The following is a 19,880-nucleotide window of genomic DNA, read 5'->3' on the forward strand; positions in this document are numbered from 1 at the left end:
AAATTATAAGTAACTAACTGCTCTGTAAATCTTCACCCATAAAAAAAGCAGCCCACTCGGGCTGCTTGAAACTCATAGCTTAAGGCTTAAAGCTAAATACTTTTAAAAAGGCAAATAGATTTGCGCGCTGAGGCCTCCCTCTGGGCGATTAAGTAGTTGTACTCGGCCGCCGTGCATATCAACAATACGTTTGATAATCGCAAGGCCTAAGCCACTGCCTTCACTACCACGTGCCGCATCACCTTGTTTGAACGGCTCAAAGACAGTTTCAAGTTCGCTTTCAGGAATACCCGGCCCTTGGTCATTCACAACCACCATGGCAAACTTTTTATTACTGCTCATGCGCGTTTCCACTTCAATATCACCATCAGAGTAACGAATAGCATTTTCAATCATATTGGTAACAACACGCTTTATAGCAACCGTACTGACAGGTACATTACTAATGCTGGGGTTTTCTTTAAAGCTAATTTGCCGATGATGCTTTTGCTCAGCCTCAACCACTTCATTGACGATGGCATTAAGATCTTCAAGAGCAAGCTCTTCGCGCTTGTGATGACGCAAATATTCAATAAATTGATCGATAATTGCATTCATATCCTCAATATCATGAATAATTCCTTCACGCAGATAATCTTCGTCGTCAGACATCATTTCTGTTGCTAAACGAATACGTGTAAGTGGCGTACGTAAGTCATGGGAAACCCCTGCCATAAGTAAACGACGATCGTTTTCTAATGCCGCAATACCACGCGACATTTGATTAAACGCACGGGTTACTTCTATCACTTCAGTTGAACCTTGCTCTTCAAGCTTTGTTGAGAAGTCCCCAACACCCACTTTAACTGCCGCCAGCTGTAGCGCTTTTAATGGTCGGTTTAGATGGCGCGCAAACAACCAACCACCTAATACGCTTAAAAAGCCGATACTAGATAAATAAAAAGTGAGGAATTCAAGGTTATTCTCTTGTAACCCAGTTAATGGCACTCGCACCCAATAACCAGGGGCTTGTGGTGCTTCAACCCAGTATACAAGTGGATCTGTTTGGCTTATACGTACGCGCGCAGAGCCGTTGAGTTGCTCCGACATGCTGCGTGAAAGCATTGAATACTCTCGTGTCTCCGCCAGACCTTCACGCATAGCTTGGCGCTGCGTCATGACTTCAATGCCAGTGATTTCAAAAAACTTTTCAGACGCTTCTTTACTTACTTCAACGCCTTCTTCCCACTCAATAAACACTGTTTTAACTTGTTTCGAGAGGATCAGATTAACTTGCTCTATGGTGGGTTTAACAACATAAAAACTAACCGTTATATAGGACACTATTTGATTGATTAAAAGCAGTGCAGCAACCAAAAATACGGTTTGTCCAAACGCACTACGTGGAAACATCCCCATAACAGCTACTTTTCACCATCTGGCACAAATACGTAGCCTAAGCCCCATACTGTTTGGATATAACGAGGATTAGCGGCATCCACTTCAATCATACGTCGCAAGCGCGACACCTGCACATCGATACTACGCTCAAGTGCACTGTAATCACGGCCGCGGGCTAGATTCATTAGTTTATCGCGACTAAGCGGTTCACGAGGATGTGTTACCAACGCTTTTAATACCGCAAACTCACCACTGGTCAGCGACATCGTTTTATCACCATGCGACATTTCTCGAGTAGCAAGATTAAGCGTAAATTCGCCAAATGATATTTCGTTCTCTTCTGCTGCTGGCGCACCAGGTACTTCCTTTGCTCGACGACGTAAAATGGCTTTAATACGCGCTAACAGTTCACGGGGATTAAATGGTTTTGGAATATAATCATCAGCGCCGAGTTCTAAGCCGATAATACGGTCTACCTCATCACCTTTTGCCGTTAACATAACAATGGGTATATCATTTTCTTTTTGACGTAAACGACGACAAATCGACAAACCATCTTCTCCAGGTAGCATAAGATCAAGCACCATTAGATGAAAATTTTCACGCTCAATTAAGCGATCCATCTGTTCAGAGTTTGCCGCTGTACGAACGATAAACCCTTGTTCTACCAAGTAACGTTCAAGCAAACTACGCAAACGCATATCGTCATCAACTACCAATACTTTTGTCGTTTCGTGTCCCATAACTTTCATTCTTTTTGTAATATGTTACTTGTTAATATAAATGAAAAACTTAAGAATAAAAAACGAATTGAACGCTTAGATTGTTACTGAACATTTCAAAACTATCTCGACAAAGGCAAAAGACTTTTATACCTTGCACAGGTTTTCTTTAAAGGTTTAATAGATATGGCAAAAACCAACTTAATCACACGTGAAGGGTATCAGCAATTGCAACAAGAGCACGATTACCTATGGCATGAGAAACGCCCTGAAATCACCAAGATTGTGACATGGGCTGCAAGCCTTGGTGACCGCTCTGAAAATGCCGACTATCAATTCAATAAGCGTGTATTACGACAAATAGATCGTCGAGTGCGCTATTTGCGTAAACGTATGCCTGATCTAAAAATCGTTGATTACAACCCACAGCAAGCTGGGAAGGTGTTTTTTGGTGCTTGGGTTGAGATAGAAAACGAGCAAGGAGAAACCAAACGCTTCCGAATTGTTGGCCCTGACGAAATTTATGAACGCAAAGATTATATTTCTATCGATGCGCCGATGGCTCGCGCGCTCCTTGGCAAGCAAGTCGATGACGATTTTTCAGTCACGACCCCTGAAGGCCAAAAAGAATGGTATGTCAATGAGATAAGCTATCCAGATGCGCCATAATTAATAAAATAAATTCAGAAAAGGTTAATTTGTGATTGTTTAGTCTAAAAATGTGATCTATAACTAAAGAAGCTTAAGACGTTTTTAAGCTTGATGTTTAGAAGGTAGTAACTATGTCAAACGCAATACATCGCATATTAAGTAATGCCATTGTGTTCGCACTTTTAATCAGTGTGAGTTTGATTTCTTACGCCAGCGACATAGAAAACCATTCTGATAGTGTTACACCCACCTCACATTTTATTGCGTGTGATAATGCAGACCTTGCTAACCTTGATACTGATTTAGATAAACATACTCCAGCACTCAACTTTCGCGCAGCCCAACCACTGCCTGATGTGCGCCTAGGTGTACGTGTTTTTACTCAGACTAAGGCCTCTGTATACAGTGCGCACCAGCGAGGGCCACCTGTATTTTAATTTAACTACGTTTTTAAAAATCGATGCTTAATTAAAATTTATGGTGACAAATATGAATAATTTCAAAGAATTACGTCTTCAAGATGTATCTAATGGTGCATTATCTAACGCTGTTAATGAAGTAGAACCAACACTTGATCTAACATCTCCAGCATTAAAAGTACTAAATAGCTTTACACAAAAAGATCCACTACGTGCTCACGCAAGCATCACCATTGTTGATGCGCTAAAACAAACAAGTAACCGCTGCTCTGACTTCATCTTAGTCGTTGATGACACAGACAAGTTAGTTGGGATCACATCGAGTGCTGATCTACAAAGCTCTAAAATAATGATTCTTGCACAACGTTTGAACTTACATCGCGATGAAGTGACTTTGCATGATGTAATGACACCGCTAAATAATCTAGCTGGTGTAAGCTTACAGAGCATCAGCTATGCATGTATTGGGGATGCACTACAAACCATGGAACACCAAGGTATGATGTTTCTTTTAGTAACAAGTGCTGAACATGAAATTTGTGGGTTAATTTCTGCACGTGAAATTGCTAAAAAGCTACATATTCCTGTCAATATTAACCCTATTGCAAACAGCTTCAGTGAAGTGATGCAGCATATCGATCACCCTCACTAAGCCATAAATATTGCGTTGTGTAGAACAATTTTCGAAGGCCTTAAAAGCAGTGCTTTTAAGGCCTTCTTATTGTGATATTATTCAGGCAATTAATCTTCAGTTTACTGATTTTCTATTTTTAAAAAGGTTTATGCATGAGCAATATCTCTGCACGCTTAGCGACCGAGCTAAATGCCCAGCAACCACAAGTTGTTGCTGCAATCAAATTACTTGATGAAGGTGCCACAGTCCCTTTTATCGCACGTTACCGGAAAGAAGTTACAGGCGGCCTAGACGACACGCAATTACGACTACTTGAACAGCGCCTTTCGTACCTACGCGAGCTTGAAGAGCGCCGCAGCTTTATTCTTGCCACAATTGAAGAACAAGGTAAGCTAACCGCCGAGCTAAGTAGTGATATTAATAACGCTGACAGTAAAACAGAGCTTGAAGATTTATACCTACCATTCAAACCTAAACGCCGCACGAAAGGACAAATTGCCATTGAAGCGGGTATTGAACCACTTGCCGATGCGCTATTTAATGACCCCAACCTCGAACCAGAGCAGCAAGCTGCTGACTATATTAATGCTGACGCAGGCTTTGCTGATACAAAAGCGGTGCTTGACGGTGCTAAATTTATTTTGATGGAACGCTTTTCTGAAGACGCCAAACTGCTTGCTAAATTCCGTAGTCATATTGCACAACACGGCCAAATTGAAAGTACAGTAATCGCTGGTCAAGAAAATGAAGGTGCTAAATACCGTGATTACTTTGAGCACCAAGAGCCGCTTAAAAAAATCCCTTCACACCGTGCTCTCGCCATGCTTCGCGCTCGCAATGAAGGCATTTTACAATTAAGCATCAACCCAGAACCAAGTGCAGAAAACCCAGCACAGGTATGTGCACAAATGATTGCTGACTACTATCGGTTAGATGTGAGCAATAGCGCTGCAAGCAGCTGGTTAATGAGTGTTGTACAGTGGGCTTGGAAGATTAAATTAAGCCTACACTTAGAAAATGAATTTTTAGGTGCAATGCGCGAAAAAGCGGAAACCGGCGCGATTGACGTATTTGCAAAAAATCTAAAAGACTTATTAATGGCTGCGCCTGCAGGGCCACGTACAACCTTAGGACTTGATCCTGGTTTACGTACGGGTTGTAAAATTGCTGTTGTAGACAGCACTGGTAAGCTTTTAACAACGCAAACAATTTTCCCACATGCGCCGCAAAATCATTGGGAAAAATCACTTCGCACACTTGAGCAACTTTGTCGCCAATATAAAGTTGAGTTAATCGCGATTGGTAATGGCACTGCATCACGTGAGTCTGATAAGTTAGTTGCTGAATTGATTAAAACCAACAGTGAACTTAAATTAAATAAAATAATGGTCAGTGAAGCAGGTGCATCTGTTTATTCAGCGTCTGAATTTGCCGCCAACGAATTCCCTAACCTTGATGTATCATTGCGCGGTGCAGTGTCAATTGCACGTCGTTTGCAAGATCCGCTTGCCGAGCTTGTAAAAATCGAACCTAAATCAATTGGTGTAGGTCAATATCAACACGATGTTTCACAAAGCCAACTAGGTCAAACCCTGACCTCGGTTGTCGAAGACTGTGTAAACTCAGTCGGTGTTGATTTAAATATGGCCTCAGTGCCGTTACTGACTCGTGTATCTGGCTTAAACAAAACACTAGCGCAAAACATTGTTAGCTATCGTGATGCCAATGGCTCATTTAGCAAACGCTCTGAGCTTAAAAAAGTTGAGCGCCTAGGACCAAAAGCCTTTGAACAAGCAGCTGGTTTCTTGCGTATTAGCACAGGTTCAGATCCTCTTGATAACTCATCAGTTCACCCTGAAGCCTACCCTGTTGTTAAGCGTATATGTGAAAAGAACAGCTTAGATGTAAATAGCTTAATTGGTAACACTGATATTTTGAATAAATTGGTTGCCAACAACTACACAGATGAAAAATTTGGTTTACCAACCGTTACCGACATTATTAAAGAGCTTGATAAACCAGGTCGAGACCCTCGCCCAGAGTTTAAAACTGCTGAATTTAAAGCCGGTGTTGAAACCATTAACGACCTAAAACCAGGTATGATTCTAGAAGGTGTGGTTTCCAATGTTGCCAACTTTGGTGCCTTCGTTGATGTGGGTGTACACCAAGATGGTTTAGTTCATATTTCAGCGATAACCAACAAGTTCATTTCTGATCCACGCGAAGTGGTTAAAGCAGGTGATATTGTTAAAGTAAAAGTACTTGAGGTTGATGCAGCGCGTAAACGTATCAGTTTTACAATGCGTTTAGATGATGATGTAGATACAAGCAATAAAACCGCACCTGCAGGCAAATCAAAGCCTGCGGCTAAAGCAAAAAGTGCGCCTAAGCAAAAGCGTGACTTTGGTAATGCGGCAATGGGTAACGCATTTGCCGATGCATTTGCAAATGCTAAAGTAAAAAAATAGTTTTAGCTTAAAAACAAAAACGCGGTTCAAATTGAACCGCGCCTCTTATAAATCTGATAATTATATAACCGCCGAAAAATTATTCTGTTCCCCAGGCGATGTAGCCATTTGATAAAAGTTGGCTATTCGTGTGGCTCGCTCATCAACTTCCACATCTCGTTTGGCTGTCTTGGTCTGAGAAGTGCTGACCGCTTCACTTTCATCTTCAGCACCTTCACGGTCAATTCTTAATGACGACGATTCATCACCACCCTGTGCTTTTTCGCGCGACTGCATAGCAAGTTCAGCCTGCGCTGCGGCAAGTTTCTGTGTCGCATCGGCTGCAATAGCACGGTCTGCACTGGATGGCTCTTGAGGTGCAAGCGCTGCCGCTCTTACCGTTTGCATTTTATCGATTGTTGCCTGAGGGTCACCACTTACCTCAGCCACATCAATTTGTACTTCCCCGCCAACCGCGTAGTTTGTGCCGTCGGGGCCTCGTTGATACTCATAACTTGGCGAGCCTGCGTATTTCCCCCCCACCGAAGCATGCGCCTGTTCATGTACACGCACTTCAGTGTCTCGCGCTTTCAGCTCTTTAATTTGTTCAAGCTCTAGCTGTTCTTGCTGTGCAACTTTTTGCTCTTGTTTTTGCTCTTCTTGTTGCTGCTGCTCTGATTTCTCGTCACTACCTTGTTCGCTTTGCTCTCGCTCTTGAATCGCTTTATCGTCTTCAAGACGACCCTTAGCATCATAAGTGCTTACATCGCCGCTTGGCTGTCTTGCTTTTTCGCCATCACTCAGTGCTTTATTTTCTGCGTTACTCGAACTAGTTGCCACAGGAGGTGGGATGACTTCACGCAACTGGTTATCACGGCGTGCACTTTCGGTATGTACGTTCGCCGTGTTAATGTTGATTACGGGAAAGGGAGTAACGATATTCATAGCTAAGCTTTTATATCAATTAGCGTGCCTAATACTTCATCGGCAGTTTGAATCGTATTAACGTTAGCCTTAGCATTGAACTCTTCAACTTTCAGGTTCACCAATGCTTCATCAATACGAGCAGGCTGAGACACAGGTGGCGTAACCGCTTCCTCTGGTCTTGCACCTTGTAATTGTCTTTGCTGAGCAAGTTGAGCGTCGTCTTGCTGGTCAATAGACGCGCGGCTAATTTGCGCACTTGCTTTTTCAATGCCTTGACTTGCGCGGTTGTAACCTTCTACGCCATTATTAAATACAGAACTGATTGGCATCATATCCTCCAACAGTGAGATCTTCCCTACAAGTATCGCTCACAAAACAATCAAAATAAAGTAAAATCCCCCTATTTTTGGGCTCTGCAGAGCAATATTTAATTAACACATTGATTTCAGAGCGCTTATAAATTCAGTTTTATGAGAAATAAAAGGAGCGTGAGATGCCTTATCGATCACCTCATATTCAAAGTTAGGCTGCAAAGCCTGCATATCCTTAATTGCACGGTAAGGAACTAGCGCATCTAAACGCCCAAATATACCGCGAATAGGGAGCGTTATTTTGCTAAATAGCTGACGTAAATCTTCTTGCTGTAGGATATCTAGGCCTGCACTGAGGGCTCGCTCTTGCGGTGCTGGATACTGTTTTAATAATCTTTTTAACGCTTTAATATCGTCACGAGCTGATTCGCTGCCCATGGCTTGAATCGCTAGGAATCGCTCGATAGTTTTGTCTGTGTGAGTGACTAGTTGCTCTTTAAACGCATCAAGCACTTCAGGCTTAATACCCGCCCAATTATCAGCTTGAGCAAAAAAAGGGCTCGATGCCACTAAAATAACCTTGGATACTTTTTCTGGCCAGTGAGCGGCAATGTAAAGTGAAAATAATCCGCCAAGCGACCACCCAACTAGTATTGAGTCGTTATGCAATTGTTCACTCAGCATCTTGGCTGCTTCATGCAAATTATAGGTATTGGGTAATGACTGCGCTTCACCAAAGCCTGGTAAATCAAGGCAGCGAATAGTGCCCTCATATGAAAACTCAAGCTCTGGCAAAATCACTTGCCAGACCCCTTGATTCATTCCCCAGCCATGTAATAACACCATTTCATTTTGCATATTTTTAAACTCTCAAGCACACTGATGGCTCATGATAGCGTTTAAAGGATTGAATGCAATGGCTCACTTAACGAAGATATTAAAACATAGCTTACATGCGCTGTTTCCTAACTTTTGTGTTACGTGTCAAACGCATATAAAAAGTAACTATGCACTTTGCGAGCATTGTTTAAACGACTTAAGGTTATTTGATCTAAGCAAACATGCTAATTTACTTCACCGCCCTGATATTTGTGATGCATTCCCCGATTGTCATTTTGATCACCTCATAGCCTGTGCATGGTATGAAGCCCCTATGAAACAGTGGCTTAAACAACTGAAGTTTAGTGATAAACAGTACTATAAAATAGCCCTACAACAGGTTATTTATTTGCAGTTACAGCACGCTAAAGCAGTCAATGAATCTTGGCCTGATGAGTTTATTATTATGCCGCTGCATAATAAACGCTTTATAAAACGAGGGTACAATCAGGTAAGCCAAACTTGGCTACCGGTGTTAAAAGCAATGAACTTAGTTGTAACAGAGCCGCTTGTTAAACAAAAAGCAACGATTGCACAATCTTCTCTCAGTAAAGCTAAACGAATTAAAAATATGCGTAATGCATTTATGTGCCAAGCAAATTTGCAGGGTAAGTCGGTCGCCATTATTGATGATGTAATGACATCAGGGGCAACATTGAATGCAGCAACCGATGAGCTAAAAAAAGCAGGTGCCAAACACGTATGGGCAATGCTGACGTGTTTGACCCCTTTAGGAGAACCTTAAAATACGTTAATCGCCCGCAGCATGAAAGGCATTACCAAAGAATAAAGCATTGCTCAATAATCGGCTAGTACCATACCAATAACCACGAAACACAGGGTTATCCGTCATACCAATAACACTGCCTTTTCCATATGAGTGAGCAATTAAGCCCGCAGCACCGGCAACTTGCTCTACATTCACATCATCAGTAAAGCCCGCTAATAATGGCTTATCTGTGTATGTCAAAACATTTACAAACGGTGCATCTGACTTTTCAAGCAACCAAGTGCTATTTTTAAATACTGGCAGGGTATTACGGTTAAGTGAAAATGTTAGCGGGTGTGATAAATCAACAGACGTATTAAAAATTGCTCCGGCAATACGTTGACGGCCCGCTAAGTGACCTTTATCGGCATAAGTAAGTCCTTGCGTATTAAATGCGCTCGCTACATCACGACGAGATAAGTAACTGGCCTTTAATAATTGTTGGTCAGCGAGGAACTTGGCACCTCCTTTATGACCCCAAATAACACCACCTTTACGCACCCAAGCTTTGATCGCAACCTTGGTCGCATCATCAAGTGCATTGTAATTACCATGAGCCAAAATAATATGGCTGTAATTCTCAAGGTCAAGGCTGCTAAGACGAGGCATTTCAACAATAGTTGGCGCAGTGCCTACAAAACGGTCGAGGTAATACCATACTTCACCCAACTCATATTGGCTGGTTCCGGCACCACCCACGAGTAAAACTTTAGGCGCTTTTACAACTGCCATAGAGCGAGAGCCTAAATCAGCCCCTTTCACCGTTAAACCTGAGCTAATTGGCGTAATTTCAATACCGAACTCAGTCTGTGCTTGATTTAAGTAATCAACCCAATTGCTGTCTGTTTGCAAACCTGCGGGGAGCAAAATACTACCGGGTTCAAATGAAACCTCACCACTGGGCGTTTTAGCGGTAAGAGGGCTCAATGCAACACGCGCTTTAACACCTTGCTTTAGCAAAGTATTCAACATTTTTGGTGCAAGATAATCATCCCACTTGAATGCGTAAGCATAGCTTTGTGGCAATGTTGCGTAACTTGACTTAACTCCTTTTTGCCAAGGCATTTTTGCAACATCAAGCCCCCATTTACTACTTACTTTTGCAAACTCTAAATTAAATGCATGCGCGAGTGTCCAGCCAGACACATCATAGAATGTGTTATCAACAAAGCGTTGTTGTTCACTAAAAACGGCTTTCACTAAGCGAAACTGTGGTTGTGCTAATGGTACGAAATAGCTGTTTTCAGAGAAGCTTTGACCATTCACTTTTAATGGCTCTTCAAGCATATACGCATTGATTTGGTGTTGCTTTAATAACGCTAAAAAGTACTGCATGCGGCTGTTATCTGCACCGCCTTTAACAACATACCCTTTAAAGTCTTCATCACCAGCAAGGTCAATCGCTTTGTTATAAAACTCAGCTTGGTAATCAAGCAAATCTTGGCGGTTTTCAATTGCAGCCTGAAATGTAGATAAACTAGTTAGTAATTGATTTTTAATCGTAAACGGAAAGCTTAACGGGCCGTTGATTGTATCTTGTAAATGACCACGTGAGCTGGCTTGCTCAAATAAAATACCCACCCCACCATTCACGTCAGGGTAAGTTGAACCTTTTCCGTAGTAAAAATCATCAAAACTTTCTTCGGTGAAGTACAAAGCATTATGCTCATCAAGCGTCTTCGCATGATAGTTAGCAATAGCTTTAGTCAAAGTCACATTTTCTTCTGGTGTAATCGGGTGCTTGCGCGTCGGAATACCGGGTTGAAAAAAGAAAGTGCTGTTTGGTCCCATCTCGTGGAAGTCAGTAAGAATATTCGGCTTCCATTGATGGAACTGAGCTATACGTGCTCGTGATTCAGGGTGTTGTAGTAATAACCAGTCGCGGTTTAAGTCAAATAAATAATGATTAGTACGGCTACTAGGCCAGTTTTCTCTATGCTCGCGAGTTTCTGGATCTGACGATAAATTCATACCGCGATTACTGTTTGCCCAGTTCGCGAAACGCGCTAAACCATCAGGATTTAAAGATGGGTCCAGTAAGATAACGGTATTGTCCAGTAAAGTATCAATTTCTGGGCCTTGCGCAGCAGCTAAGTAATAAGCCACTAATAATGAAGCATTACTCCCTGATGACTCATTACCATGCACGCTATACCCCATCCATACAACCGCCGGCTGTTTGCTTGAGTCTGATGATTCACCGTCCAAACGTGCTAGGTGGGCTTTACGAATAGCCTCAACTTGCCCTAATTTTTCTGGCGCAGTGATAGTTAACATAACCAATGGGCGTTGTTCATGAGTACGACCGATCACTTGAAAGTTCATTCGGTCACTTTTATCGGCAAGAATTTGCATATATTGCACAAGCTGATCATGGCGAACATGCCACTCACCTACTTCGTAACCTAACACCTGTTCAGGTGTTGGAATGGTTGGATCAAATTTCACATCTTGTTCAAAGTAATAAGAAAGGGGTTTCGCTAATGCGCTAACGCTCACTAGCATGGTTAATATTGTTATTATTAAACGCATAGATAGCACCTGTACTTAATTGATGTTTTCACGCTACCACTAGACAAAATAGATGCAACTTTTTACGCTCAACACTGGCGACAATACGATGAGCGGAGTATGATACACAGTATCCGAGTAATTTAGTCAAGTATAGTCCGTTTTATGATCTCTATTTCTGAATCTGCACAATCTCATTTTGCTAAACTTTTAGCAGACCAAGCTGAACAAACAAACATTCGTGTTTTTGTTGTAAATCCAGGTACTTCGCAGGCGGAGTGTGGTGTTTCTTACTGCCCAGAAGACGCGGTTGAAGCGACTGATATTCGTCTACCTTTTAATGGCTTTGATGCCGTTGTTGACGCAGAAAGTGCGCCTTTTTTAGAAGAAGCTGAAATCGATTTTGTAACTGACAAAATGGGCACTCAGTTAACTCTAAAAGCGCCTAATGCCAAAGCACGTAAGCTTAGCGACGACGCGACGTTACAAGAGCGTGTACAACACATGCTTGAAACTGAAGTCAATCCACAACTTGCAAACCACGGTGGTCAAGTTGGTTTAGTTGAAATTACCGCTGACGGTATTGCTGTTCTGCAATTTGGTGGTGGCTGTAACGGTTGTTCGATGATTGATGTCACGTTGAAAGAGGGCATCGAGAAAGAAATGATCGCTAAGTTTGATGAAATCAATGGTGTGAGAGACATTACCGATCACCAATCTGGTGAGCACTCTTACTACTAATCGGTATCTAAAGCATGCTTAAACAATGGGTATTTCGCTTAGGTAGCGACCCCAAATTAAGCTTAAAACGCTTTCTTTGCGGCCTAGCACTGTTTGTGCTGGCCGTAATTTTTATTGCCATTGGTTATTATGGCCCTGCAATCTTGCAACTGATTGGCTTACTTATTTTGGCCATCGCGTTATTTTTTGCCGCTTGGGGTTATTTAGGTATTTTTGCCAACCGTTTTGCACAGGTTCTTGAGCGAGCATCTCCCAAAGATGATGATCCTGACCTTTGGAAATAAACGCTTATTTCAACAAGCCATTTTGTTTAACAATATAACGATAGCGCAACCATAACGTTATACCGCGCATCAGCATAAAAATGGTCATTGCGAACCAAAGGCCATGGTTTTGCCAATCACTTACCAACCAAAACAGTCCAAAAAAGCCGAGCGCTGCACTAACCAGCATCGTATTTCGCATATCTTTTGCACGCGTTAAACCAACAAAAACACCATCGAATAAAAAGCATGCCATTGCTGCAATAGGTAAGATAATCACCCATGGCAAATAATCTGCTGCCATCGTAATCACTTCTGGCACATCGGTTAATAAACGAATAATTGCATTACCAAAAATTAAAAATATTAAGCTATAAAATAATGCAAAAAGCCCTCCCCAGAACAAACTCAAATTAACCCACAGCTGTATGTGCTCAGTGCTCTTTTCGCCTTTTGCTTTACCTACTTTAGCTTCACTTGCATATGCAATACCATCAAGCGCAAAGCTTACGAGCATTAAAAAGTTCAGCAGTACTGCATTCGCTGCGAGTGTCGTTTCGCCAATTCTTGCGCCATAGAAGGTCATAAAGCTAAAACACAATTGCAACGCCAGTGAACGTATGAAGATATCACGGTTTAAATTAACTAATTCGAGCAATTTAGCCATGTTAAACCACGCCTTTACCGCTAAGTTAATGCCCTGCTTTTTAGCCAACTGATAAACTAAACAAAGTGCAAAGGCTAAAGCGATGTAATCTGCAATTAACGATGCCCAAGCCGCTCCAGCCACTTTCCAATCAAGAAAAACAACAAAATAGATATCAAGCACGATATTGGTAATATTGGTGATGAGTAATAAATAGAACGGCCCTCTGCCGTAATGCACCCCCAACATCCACCCTAATAGCACTAAATTACACAAAGCAGCTGGCGCACTAAAAATACGGATTGAAAAATAGCTATGTGCTTGCTCCAACACTGCTTGATTTGCGCCCGATAAATATGCCATTAAGGATTGAATAGGTACACTAAGCGCGATTAGTATAAGCGCAACGAAAGTCGCTAACAATAAACTGCGCTTTAATAACTCAGCTAGCAAAGTATGATCGTCTCGACCGTAAGCTTGCGCAACAAGCCCCGTGGTGCTCATACGTAAAAATCCTGCTAGCCAAAATAATAGGGAGATAACTGCTGAGCCCAGTGCAATACCGGCTAAGTAGTGAGCACTGCCTAAATGACCGATGACAGCAGTATCAACTAATCCTAACAATGGAACAGTAATATTTGATAAGATCATTGGACCGGCTAATAACAGCAAACTTTTATGGTGTGCCTTATGACGTTTAAGAAAATGTTTCATGTAGTATTTGCAGTCCTGTTAGGTTTATCAGTGCGTGCCCACGGCGCCGTTATTTTACAGTATCACCACGTGAGTGAAACCCTTCCGGCTGTTACAAGCGTCAGCAGCGAGACGTTTACCAAGCACATGCAATATTTAAAAGACCAGCAATTTAATGTTATCCCATTGAATGAGTTGATTTCTCAACTGCAGGCAGGTCAAGAGTTAGCCGATAAAACTGTCGCAATCACGTTTGATGATGGTTATAAAAATAATTATGAACAAGCCGCCCCTATCCTCGAAAAGTATGGCTACCCCTATACTATTTTTGTAAACCCTGAACTTATTGATAGTGGTAAAAGCTATGTCATGACTTGGCAGCAATTAAAAGAGCTGGCTAATAAAGGAGCCTTAATAAGCAATCATACGCAAGTGCACAATTACATGCATTTAAAACAAGAAGGTGAGACTGATGCTCAGTGGCAGTCTCGTACTAAAAAAGATATTTTAAATGCCCAAAAGCGCATTAAAGATGAAATAGGTCATGATTATAAATACCTTGCTTACCCTTATGGTGAGTTCAATAACGAGTTACAAGCATTAATTAAGTCATTGGGTTTTGTTGGTATTGGTCAACATTCAGGTGCAGTAGGAGTTCACTCTGATTTTACGCGATTACCGCGTTTTCCTGCGTCAGGCTTTTATTCTAAACTTGATACCCTGTCGACGAAACTTGACTCACAAGCTTTTACAATTAAAGCATTAAATTACGCCGATAGTGTCACCAGCGAAAACCCGCCAAGTTTAAGCATTCAATTCGATATGCAAGATTTCCACAAAAGTCAGTTTGCATGCTATGTATCGGGTGTTGGTCAAGCTAACCTTGAGTGGATAAGCAAAGATACAGTACACATTACCTCGCCTAATAAATTGAAAAAGGGTCGCTCTCGGTTCAACTGTACAGCCCCTTCTATCAACAAAAAAGGCAGTTATTATTGGTTTTCACAACCTTGGGTAATTACACCTTAGCAGCCTGTTTAAGCATGTGTGCAGCTACTTTATCAAGCCTGACAATTTCATTAGCCGCATTCAATTCGATTGCGGCTTTTGGCATCCCCCATACCACAGACGATAACTCATCCTGTGCCATGGTATAGGCACCAGCTTGATGTAAAGCTAACAACCCTTTTGCGCCATCACTTCCCATGCCGGTTAATAAAGACGCTACCGTTGTTTTGCAATTTAAAACCGCTAAAGAGTTAAATAGCACATCCACAGCAGGTCGATGACGATTAACGGGCTCGCCTGAGTCTAATTGGCAATACAGCGCAGCCCCCTTTTTCACCACACTTAAATGCTGATCGCCTGGGGCAATATAAGCCCAGCCTGCTTCTAACTTGTCACCTTGCTCTGCCTCTTTAACATTTATCGCACAGAGTCGGTCCATCCGCATCGCAAATGAAGTGCTAAACACAGGTGGAATATGTTGCGTTATCACAATGGGGGGGCAGTGTTTGGGCATACGAATAAGCACTTCTTTGATTGCCTCTGTTCCCCCCGTTGAAGCACCTATGGCCATAACTGCATTACTTTTAAATTGCAGACTGTCGAGTGAGCTATCTTTTTCTAGTTTCTGCTCTTTAAATGCTCGGATCCTTGCACCTGCTGCTGTACGGACTTTTTGTTGTACTAAGTGCGCATAGCGTTGCAAGTTTTCAGACACATTAGCCGTTGGTTTTGCGATAAAATCCACAGCCCCGAGTTCTAGCGCTTCGAGGGTAATAGGTGAGCCTTTTTGAGTCAATGTCGAAACCATAACAACCGGCATAGGTCGCAAGCGCATTAAATTCTTCAAAAAGCTTAAGCCATCCATTTTTGGCATTTCAATATCAAGCGTCAGCACATCAGGGTTTAAACGCTTAATGAGATCACGTGCTTGGTAAGGGTCTTCAGCTGCACCGACAACATGCATATCATCCGCTTGCTCAAGTACCTCTTTCAGTAAACCACGGATCAAGGGAGAATCATCAACAATAAGTACCTTGATCATACACTCTCCTAAAATAGCTCAATGTCTGTTCCAGCATCTTGCTGCTCGATTTCGTGTAAGTATTTAACTTCACGTTTCTCTAGTTTATCAGTATGCAGATCACGCAGCTTTTTCACTTGTGCTTGACCCGTCTGAGGATTAAAAATTATTTTACGAGGCCAAGGCCCACCGACGTCATGTGATATTAAATCTAAACCTTCCTCAAGTACATATGCATTTGCAAAGCGAATATTACCGACACCTATATCTGTCATTGAACGAATAATTTTACCACCACCAAATAGCTTCACTTTTAAATTACGTTTTGATGCACCATTTTTAAGGATTTCATTAATTAAAAACTCCATGGCCCAGTTACCATAACGGCAATTTAAACTGTGAGCATTACTCGGATCCACGCCTTTTTGCATTGGCAGCATAAAGTGGTTCATACCACCAATCCCTAACCCTTGTTCATAGATACATGCAGCAATACATGAGCCAAGTACGGTGGTGATCAGTTCATCATTTTTAGAGACATAGAATTCACCCGGTAACACTTTTGCGACAACCTTTTGCCTGTGACTATCCCAAAAACGCTTTACGTGCTCAAACCCTGATAATACTGGTTTGAAATGACTATTCATTGACCACCTTTTGATAAATCGTTTGGCCTAAGTTTTTAAATTCTTTATGGTCTTTGCCCATAGTTTCTGAATGCCCCAAAAACAAATGCCCCGCGTCACTCAGTAAGTCAAAGTAACGATGAAAAAGCGTATCTTTTGTCGGCTTGTCAAAGTAAATAACCACGTTGCGACAAAAAATGACATCAAATGATCTCTTCATCGGCCACTGCTCAAGTAAATTCAATCTCTTAAAAAAGATATTCTCTTGTAACTGTGGTTTTACTTTATAGAGCTGACCATCATGACTTTTTAAAAACCAGCGTTTTAGCTGACTTTTATCGAGCCCATTTACATTGGCCGCTGTATAAGTACCAGCTTGCGCCTTAGCAAGTACGTTTGAATCAAGGTCAGTGGCCAGAATTTTTACATCCCAATTAGTCGGGAACAAACCACTTAGGGTCATTGCTATCGTATAGGGCTCTTCCCCTGTGGAGCAGCCTGCTGACCAAACGCGCACTCGCTTTTGCTTTGCATTTGTAGTCAATAGCCTCGGCACTATAGAATTTTTTAGATAGTTAAAGTGATGTGGTTCACGAAAAAATGACGTCAAATTTGTGGTAATCGCATTGATAAACTCACTAAATTCTCGCTCTTTATGTTCTTCTAAAAAAGCTAAATAGTCCTTAAAGCTCTTTAACTTAAGTAACCTAAGTCGCCTTGCCAAGCGTGAATACACCATTTCACGCTTATGCTCAGCAAGTACGATACCGCAAGCATCGTATACCTGAGATGAAATGTTTTTGAAGTCACTATCCGTTAGTAAAAACTCTTTCATAATTTGACCCACCAGCCTTAGAGGGAATACACATTGTATTAGCGATGTAGAGAGGGAAGAGTTTTAAAACTCTTCCCACTCGTCACTTGGGTCTACAAAATTATTACCTTTAGGCGAGACTGGCCCCGATTGGCTTGGTCGCTTAACGGATACACTCGAAGCACGGCTGGTTATGTCTGTTTCTTCTTGCTCTGAAAGCGAGAAGAAGTTCAATAAACGTCGCATATCATTTGCTTGCTCAGCCATTGACTCACCAGCCGCAGATGCCTCTTCAACTAATGCTGCATTTTGTTGAGTCATTTCATCCATTTGTGCAATTGCTTTATTGACTTGTTCAATACCTGAACTTTGCTCTTCTGATGCTTGGGCAATATCAGAGATCATAGCTGTGACTCTTTGTACGGCAGTCACAATTTCTTGTAGTGTTGAGCCAGATTCATTAACCAGTAGAGTACCGTCTTCGACTTTACCCACACTATCGCGGATTAACTCTTTAATTTCTTTTGCAGCTGCCGCAGAGCGCTGTGCAAGATTACGCACTTCCCCTGCAACCACAGCAAATCCTCGACCTTGTTCACCCGCTCTTGCAGCCTCAACAGCGGCATTTAATGCAAGTAAGTTCGTTTGGAAAGCTATTTCATCAATCACACTAATAATATCGGCAATCTTCTTACTCGACTCATTAATGGCCGACATACTTGTTACTGCGCGATTAACAACTTCACCACCTTTTTGCGCCTTAGCACGTGTTTCCTCGGCAAGTTCGTTCACTTCTTTGGCATTATCAGCATTTTGACGAACTGTACTGGTCATTTCTTCCATACTTGATGCTGTTTCTTCAAGTGAAGATGCTTGCTCTTCAGTGCGTTGACTCAAGTCAGCATTGCCTTGCGAGATTTCTTCAGCACCACTAGCAACTAATGTCGCAGAGCTATTAATACGGTTAATCACTTCCGTTAATTTATCAGCCGTGGCATTGGCATCACGTTTTAATTTCTCAAATGACCCTTGGTATTCTTGTTCAATACGTTTTGATAGGTCGCCGTTCGCCATAGCATCAAGCATATTACCAGTGTCTTTCACTGCATCGTCAACAATGGCCACCATGCTATTTAAACCTTGCGCTAAGCGTAGGAAAAAGCCAGTTTTACCTGTTTCTTCGACACGGGCTTCTAAGTCCCCTTTACCTGCGGCAGCGACTAAACCAGCAATTTCTTTTTCAATTGCAACCTCGGCTGTTCTGTCTTCCCATTCCACCACTGTACCAATGCGCTCATTATCTGGTGTAAAAATAGGATTTGCCACAAGACCAAAGGTACGTCCGCCAACAACAATCTCCGTACTGTAGGTACTGCTAAGTTTTGCCAGCATATTGCGTTGATGGGCAGGGTTTTTATGAAATACATCGATATTTTGACCGATTAAGTTGTTGCTATTAAAGTTAGGCAAGTCTTTACGCAAGTCACTTTCAGCAATTTTCATCATGTTCAATACAGCTTCATTCATGTAGATAATATTATTACCCGCATCAGCTATCATGGTATTTGTTGCGACCCTGTCAAGCGCACGACGCACTCGCAGGTTTTCTTCAGCTTCACGCTTTTCAGCCTCAGCTTTATTAACACTGTCAGTAATATCTTGCCACTCAACGATGGTTCCTAAGCGCTTGCCAGCACTATTCACCCAAGGAGTAGCAATCAAACTAAAAATTAAACCTGCAAGTCGCAAGGTGGTTTTATAAGGCTCTGTCAGTGCCTTTAATAATTCACGCTGATGGCTTGGTTTTTTATGAAAATCGTCAACACAGGTACCCACTAAATTTGCTACCGAGAAATTAGGTAATACTGACTGCAAGTCACTTTCACGCGCCTTTAGCATTTGTTTTACCTGCTCATTAACAAAAATAATTTCAAGATCATTATTCGCAATCATCACGTTTGCTTGGCAAACACGTAACGCGTTAGATAAATCTGCATCACGTTGTGATTGTTTGTCTCGTTCTTTTTGTGCTGATATATCACTGGCAAACTTAATGACTTTAACGACTTGACCGTTACTATCAATAATTGGGTTATAGGTCGCTTGGATCCAAATCTCTTGGCCATTTTTACCGATGCGCTTGAACTCATCAGAGATAAATTCGCCACTTCGCAAACGCTGCCAGAACTGCTGGTATTCGGTGCTTTGAGACTCCTCTTCAGCAACAAACATCGCGTGATGCTGCCCTTGAATCTCCTCAAGCCGGTAACCCATGACGCTTAAGAAATTTGCATTGGCTGTCAAGATTGTTCCCGATGGTTGAAATTCAATCACTGCAAGTGATTTATTCAATGCAGTAACAATTAAATCATTATTTGACTCAACACTTTTAGGACTGCTAAACCATCCCATACCCTT

19 protein-coding genes are annotated in these 19,880 nt (G+C 41.9%); 8 read left to right on the forward strand and 11 right to left on the reverse strand.

The features are described 5' to 3' along the window. Window positions 1-102: 102 nt before the first annotated feature. Together envZ and ompR are read right to left on the reverse strand one after the other, a co-directional pair. On the reverse strand, window positions 103-1,398 hold the full coding sequence (gene envZ, locus LY624_RS16070) for a two-component system sensor histidine kinase EnvZ (protein WP_341803462.1): 1,296 nt from the start codon (window positions 1,396-1,398) through the stop codon (window positions 103-105). A gap of 5 nt (window positions 1,399-1,403) precedes the next feature. Further along, a complete protein-coding gene (gene ompR, locus LY624_RS16075) occupies window positions 1,404-2,123 on the reverse strand; it encodes an osmolarity response regulator transcription factor OmpR (RefSeq protein WP_062568318.1) in 720 nt (239 codons plus the stop codon). Between the two features lie 165 nt (window positions 2,124-2,288). On the opposite strand from ompR, the gene greB reads away from it, so the two are divergent. The 4 genes from greB (at window position 2,289) to LY624_RS16095 (ending at window position 6,274) form a co-directional block, all read left to right on the forward strand. Then, window positions 2,289-2,771: a transcription elongation factor GreB gene (gene greB / locus LY624_RS16080; RefSeq protein WP_062568319.1), complete on the forward strand. Its 483-nt coding sequence runs from the start codon at window positions 2,289-2,291 to the stop codon at window positions 2,769-2,771. A gap of 113 nt (window positions 2,772-2,884) precedes the next feature. Continuing rightward, window positions 2,885-3,190 carry a hypothetical protein gene (locus LY624_RS16085; RefSeq protein ID WP_130149153.1) on the forward strand — a complete coding sequence of 102 codons (306 nt, stop codon included), beginning with the start codon at window positions 2,885-2,887 and terminating at the stop codon, window positions 3,188-3,190. Window positions 3,191-3,242: 52 nt separating this feature from the next. Beyond that, entirely contained in the window at window positions 3,243-3,824 is a 582-nt protein-coding gene (locus tag LY624_RS16090) for a CBS domain-containing protein (RefSeq protein ID WP_341803463.1), read from the forward strand. Window positions 3,825-3,958: 134 nt separating this feature from the next. Next, entirely contained in the window at window positions 3,959-6,274 is a 2,316-nt protein-coding gene (locus tag LY624_RS16095; protein WP_341803464.1) for a Tex family protein, read from the forward strand. A 60-nt stretch (window positions 6,275-6,334) separates the two neighbouring features. Here the strand turns inward: LY624_RS16095 and LY624_RS16100 are convergent, their stop codons facing one another. From LY624_RS16100 to bioH, 3 genes are all read right to left on the reverse strand, one after another. Next, window positions 6,335-7,198, reverse strand: a complete 864-nt coding sequence (locus tag LY624_RS16100; protein ID WP_341803465.1) for a putative metalloprotease CJM1_0395 family protein — start codon at window positions 7,196-7,198, stop codon at window positions 6,335-6,337. A gap of 2 nt (window positions 7,199-7,200) precedes the next feature. After that, window positions 7,201-7,509 carry a hypothetical protein gene (locus LY624_RS16105; protein ID WP_062568324.1) on the reverse strand — a complete coding sequence of 103 codons (309 nt, stop codon included), beginning with the start codon at window positions 7,507-7,509 and terminating at the stop codon, window positions 7,201-7,203. A gap of 102 nt (window positions 7,510-7,611) precedes the next feature. Further along, the gene (gene bioH / locus LY624_RS16110) at window positions 7,612-8,349 is read right to left on the reverse strand and encodes a pimeloyl-ACP methyl ester esterase BioH (protein ID WP_341803466.1); all 738 of its coding nucleotides are present in this window, start codon (window positions 8,347-8,349) and stop codon (window positions 7,612-7,614) included. A 58-nt stretch (window positions 8,350-8,407) separates the two neighbouring features. Here bioH and LY624_RS16115 point away from each other — a divergent pair, with 58 nt between their 5' ends. Beyond that, window positions 8,408-9,115 carry a ComF family protein gene (locus LY624_RS16115; RefSeq protein WP_130149158.1) on the forward strand — a complete coding sequence of 236 codons (708 nt, stop codon included), beginning with the start codon at window positions 8,408-8,410 and terminating at the stop codon, window positions 9,113-9,115. Window positions 9,116-9,121: 6 nt separating this feature from the next. On the opposite strand, the gene LY624_RS16120 is transcribed toward LY624_RS16115, so the two are convergent. Further along, window positions 9,122-11,671, reverse strand: a complete 2,550-nt coding sequence (locus LY624_RS16120; protein WP_341803467.1) for a M14 metallopeptidase family protein — start codon at window positions 11,669-11,671, stop codon at window positions 9,122-9,124. Window positions 11,672-11,815: 144 nt separating this feature from the next. Between LY624_RS16120 and nfuA the strand changes: the two genes are divergently transcribed. Both nfuA and LY624_RS16130 read left to right on the forward strand, forming a co-directional pair. Further along, complete coding sequence (gene nfuA / locus LY624_RS16125) at window positions 11,816-12,391, forward strand: Fe-S biogenesis protein NfuA (protein ID WP_062568328.1); 576 nt, start codon at window positions 11,816-11,818, stop codon at window positions 12,389-12,391. A 14-nt stretch (window positions 12,392-12,405) separates the two neighbouring features. Further along, the gene (locus LY624_RS16130; protein WP_130149160.1) at window positions 12,406-12,675 is read left to right on the forward strand and encodes a hypothetical protein; all 270 of its coding nucleotides are present in this window, start codon (window positions 12,406-12,408) and stop codon (window positions 12,673-12,675) included. Between the two features lie 4 nt (window positions 12,676-12,679). Here LY624_RS16130 and dinF read toward each other — a convergent pair whose 3' ends face one another. After that, on the reverse strand, window positions 12,680-13,951 hold the full coding sequence (gene dinF, locus LY624_RS16135) for an MATE family efflux transporter DinF (protein ID WP_240701198.1): 1,272 nt from the start codon (window positions 13,949-13,951) through the stop codon (window positions 12,680-12,682). A 39-nt stretch (window positions 13,952-13,990) separates the two neighbouring features. Here dinF and LY624_RS16140 point away from each other — a divergent pair, with 39 nt between their 5' ends. After that, window positions 13,991-15,022: a polysaccharide deacetylase family protein gene (locus LY624_RS16140; RefSeq protein ID WP_341803468.1), complete on the forward strand. Its 1,032-nt coding sequence runs from the start codon at window positions 13,991-13,993 to the stop codon at window positions 15,020-15,022. Here LY624_RS16140 and LY624_RS16145 read toward each other — a convergent pair. The 4 genes from LY624_RS16145 to LY624_RS16160 form a co-directional block, all read right to left on the reverse strand. Beyond that, complete coding sequence (locus LY624_RS16145; protein WP_341803469.1) at window positions 15,012-16,043, reverse strand: protein-glutamate methylesterase/protein-glutamine glutaminase; 1,032 nt, start codon at window positions 16,041-16,043, stop codon at window positions 15,012-15,014. The two genes, LY624_RS16140 and LY624_RS16145, sit on opposite strands and share 11 nt — an antisense overlap. Window positions 16,044-16,051: 8 nt before the next feature. Continuing rightward, window positions 16,052-16,669 (reverse strand): chemoreceptor glutamine deamidase CheD, encoded by a 618-nt coding sequence (cheD, locus tag LY624_RS16150; protein ID WP_341803470.1) that lies wholly within the window; start codon window positions 16,667-16,669, stop codon window positions 16,052-16,054. Continuing rightward, entirely contained in the window at window positions 16,662-17,483 is an 822-nt protein-coding gene (locus tag LY624_RS16155; protein WP_341803471.1) for a CheR family methyltransferase, read from the reverse strand. Before LY624_RS16155 ends, cheD begins: the two co-directional genes overlap by 8 nt. Window positions 17,484-17,546: 63 nt before the next feature. Continuing rightward, the gene (locus LY624_RS16160; protein WP_341803472.1) at window positions 17,547-19,874 is read right to left on the reverse strand and encodes a methyl-accepting chemotaxis protein; all 2,328 of its coding nucleotides are present in this window, start codon (window positions 19,872-19,874) and stop codon (window positions 17,547-17,549) included. Window positions 19,875-19,880 lie beyond the last annotated feature (6 nt).

The organism is Pseudoalteromonas sp. N1230-9 (assembly GCF_032716425.1).
In the GTDB taxonomy this organism is placed as follows: domain Bacteria; phylum Pseudomonadota; class Gammaproteobacteria; order Enterobacterales; family Alteromonadaceae; genus Pseudoalteromonas.

What these genes read in the sequence shown, in the direction of transcription:
- envZ (WP_341803462.1), bottom strand. Translation starts at nt 1,398, where the DNA reads ATGGGGATGTTTCCACGTAGTGCGTTTGGACAAACCGTATTTTTGGTT.
- ompR (WP_062568318.1), bottom strand. Translation starts at nt 2,123, where the DNA reads ATGGGACACGAAACGACAAAAGTATTGGTAGTTGATGACGATATGCGT.
- greB (WP_062568319.1), top strand. Translation starts at nt 2,289, where the DNA reads ATGGCAAAAACCAACTTAATCACACGTGAAGGGTATCAGCAATTGCAA.
- LY624_RS16085 (WP_130149153.1), top strand. Translation starts at nt 2,885, where the DNA reads ATGTCAAACGCAATACATCGCATATTAAGTAATGCCATTGTGTTCGCA.
- LY624_RS16090 (WP_341803463.1), top strand. Translation starts at nt 3,243, where the DNA reads ATGAATAATTTCAAAGAATTACGTCTTCAAGATGTATCTAATGGTGCA.
- LY624_RS16095 (WP_341803464.1), top strand. Translation starts at nt 3,959, where the DNA reads ATGAGCAATATCTCTGCACGCTTAGCGACCGAGCTAAATGCCCAGCAA.
- LY624_RS16100 (WP_341803465.1), bottom strand. Translation starts at nt 7,198, where the DNA reads ATGAATATCGTTACTCCCTTTCCCGTAATCAACATTAACACGGCGAAC.
- LY624_RS16105 (WP_062568324.1), bottom strand. Translation starts at nt 7,509, where the DNA reads ATGCCAATCAGTTCTGTATTTAATAATGGCGTAGAAGGTTACAACCGC.
- bioH (WP_341803466.1), bottom strand. Translation starts at nt 8,349, where the DNA reads ATGCAAAATGAAATGGTGTTATTACATGGCTGGGGAATGAATCAAGGG.
- LY624_RS16115 (WP_130149158.1), top strand. Translation starts at nt 8,408, where the DNA reads ATGGCTCACTTAACGAAGATATTAAAACATAGCTTACATGCGCTGTTT.
- LY624_RS16120 (WP_341803467.1), bottom strand. Translation starts at nt 11,671, where the DNA reads ATGCGTTTAATAATAACAATATTAACCATGCTAGTGAGCGTTAGCGCA.
- nfuA (WP_062568328.1), top strand. Translation starts at nt 11,816, where the DNA reads ATGATCTCTATTTCTGAATCTGCACAATCTCATTTTGCTAAACTTTTA.
- LY624_RS16130 (WP_130149160.1), top strand. Translation starts at nt 12,406, where the DNA reads ATGCTTAAACAATGGGTATTTCGCTTAGGTAGCGACCCCAAATTAAGC.
- dinF (WP_240701198.1), bottom strand. Translation starts at nt 13,951, where the DNA reads ATGATCTTATCAAATATTACTGTTCCATTGTTAGGATTAGTTGATACT.
- LY624_RS16140 (WP_341803468.1), top strand. Translation starts at nt 13,991, where the DNA reads ATGACGTTTAAGAAAATGTTTCATGTAGTATTTGCAGTCCTGTTAGGT.
- LY624_RS16145 (WP_341803469.1), bottom strand. Translation starts at nt 16,043, where the DNA reads ATGATCAAGGTACTTATTGTTGATGATTCTCCCTTGATCCGTGGTTTA.
- cheD (WP_341803470.1), bottom strand. Translation starts at nt 16,669, where the DNA reads ATGAATAGTCATTTCAAACCAGTATTATCAGGGTTTGAGCACGTAAAG.
- LY624_RS16155 (WP_341803471.1), bottom strand. Translation starts at nt 17,483, where the DNA reads ATGAAAGAGTTTTTACTAACGGATAGTGACTTCAAAAACATTTCATCT.
- LY624_RS16160 (WP_341803472.1), bottom strand. Translation starts at nt 19,874, where the DNA reads ATGGGATGGTTTAGCAGTCCTAAAAGTGTTGAGTCAAATAATGATTTA.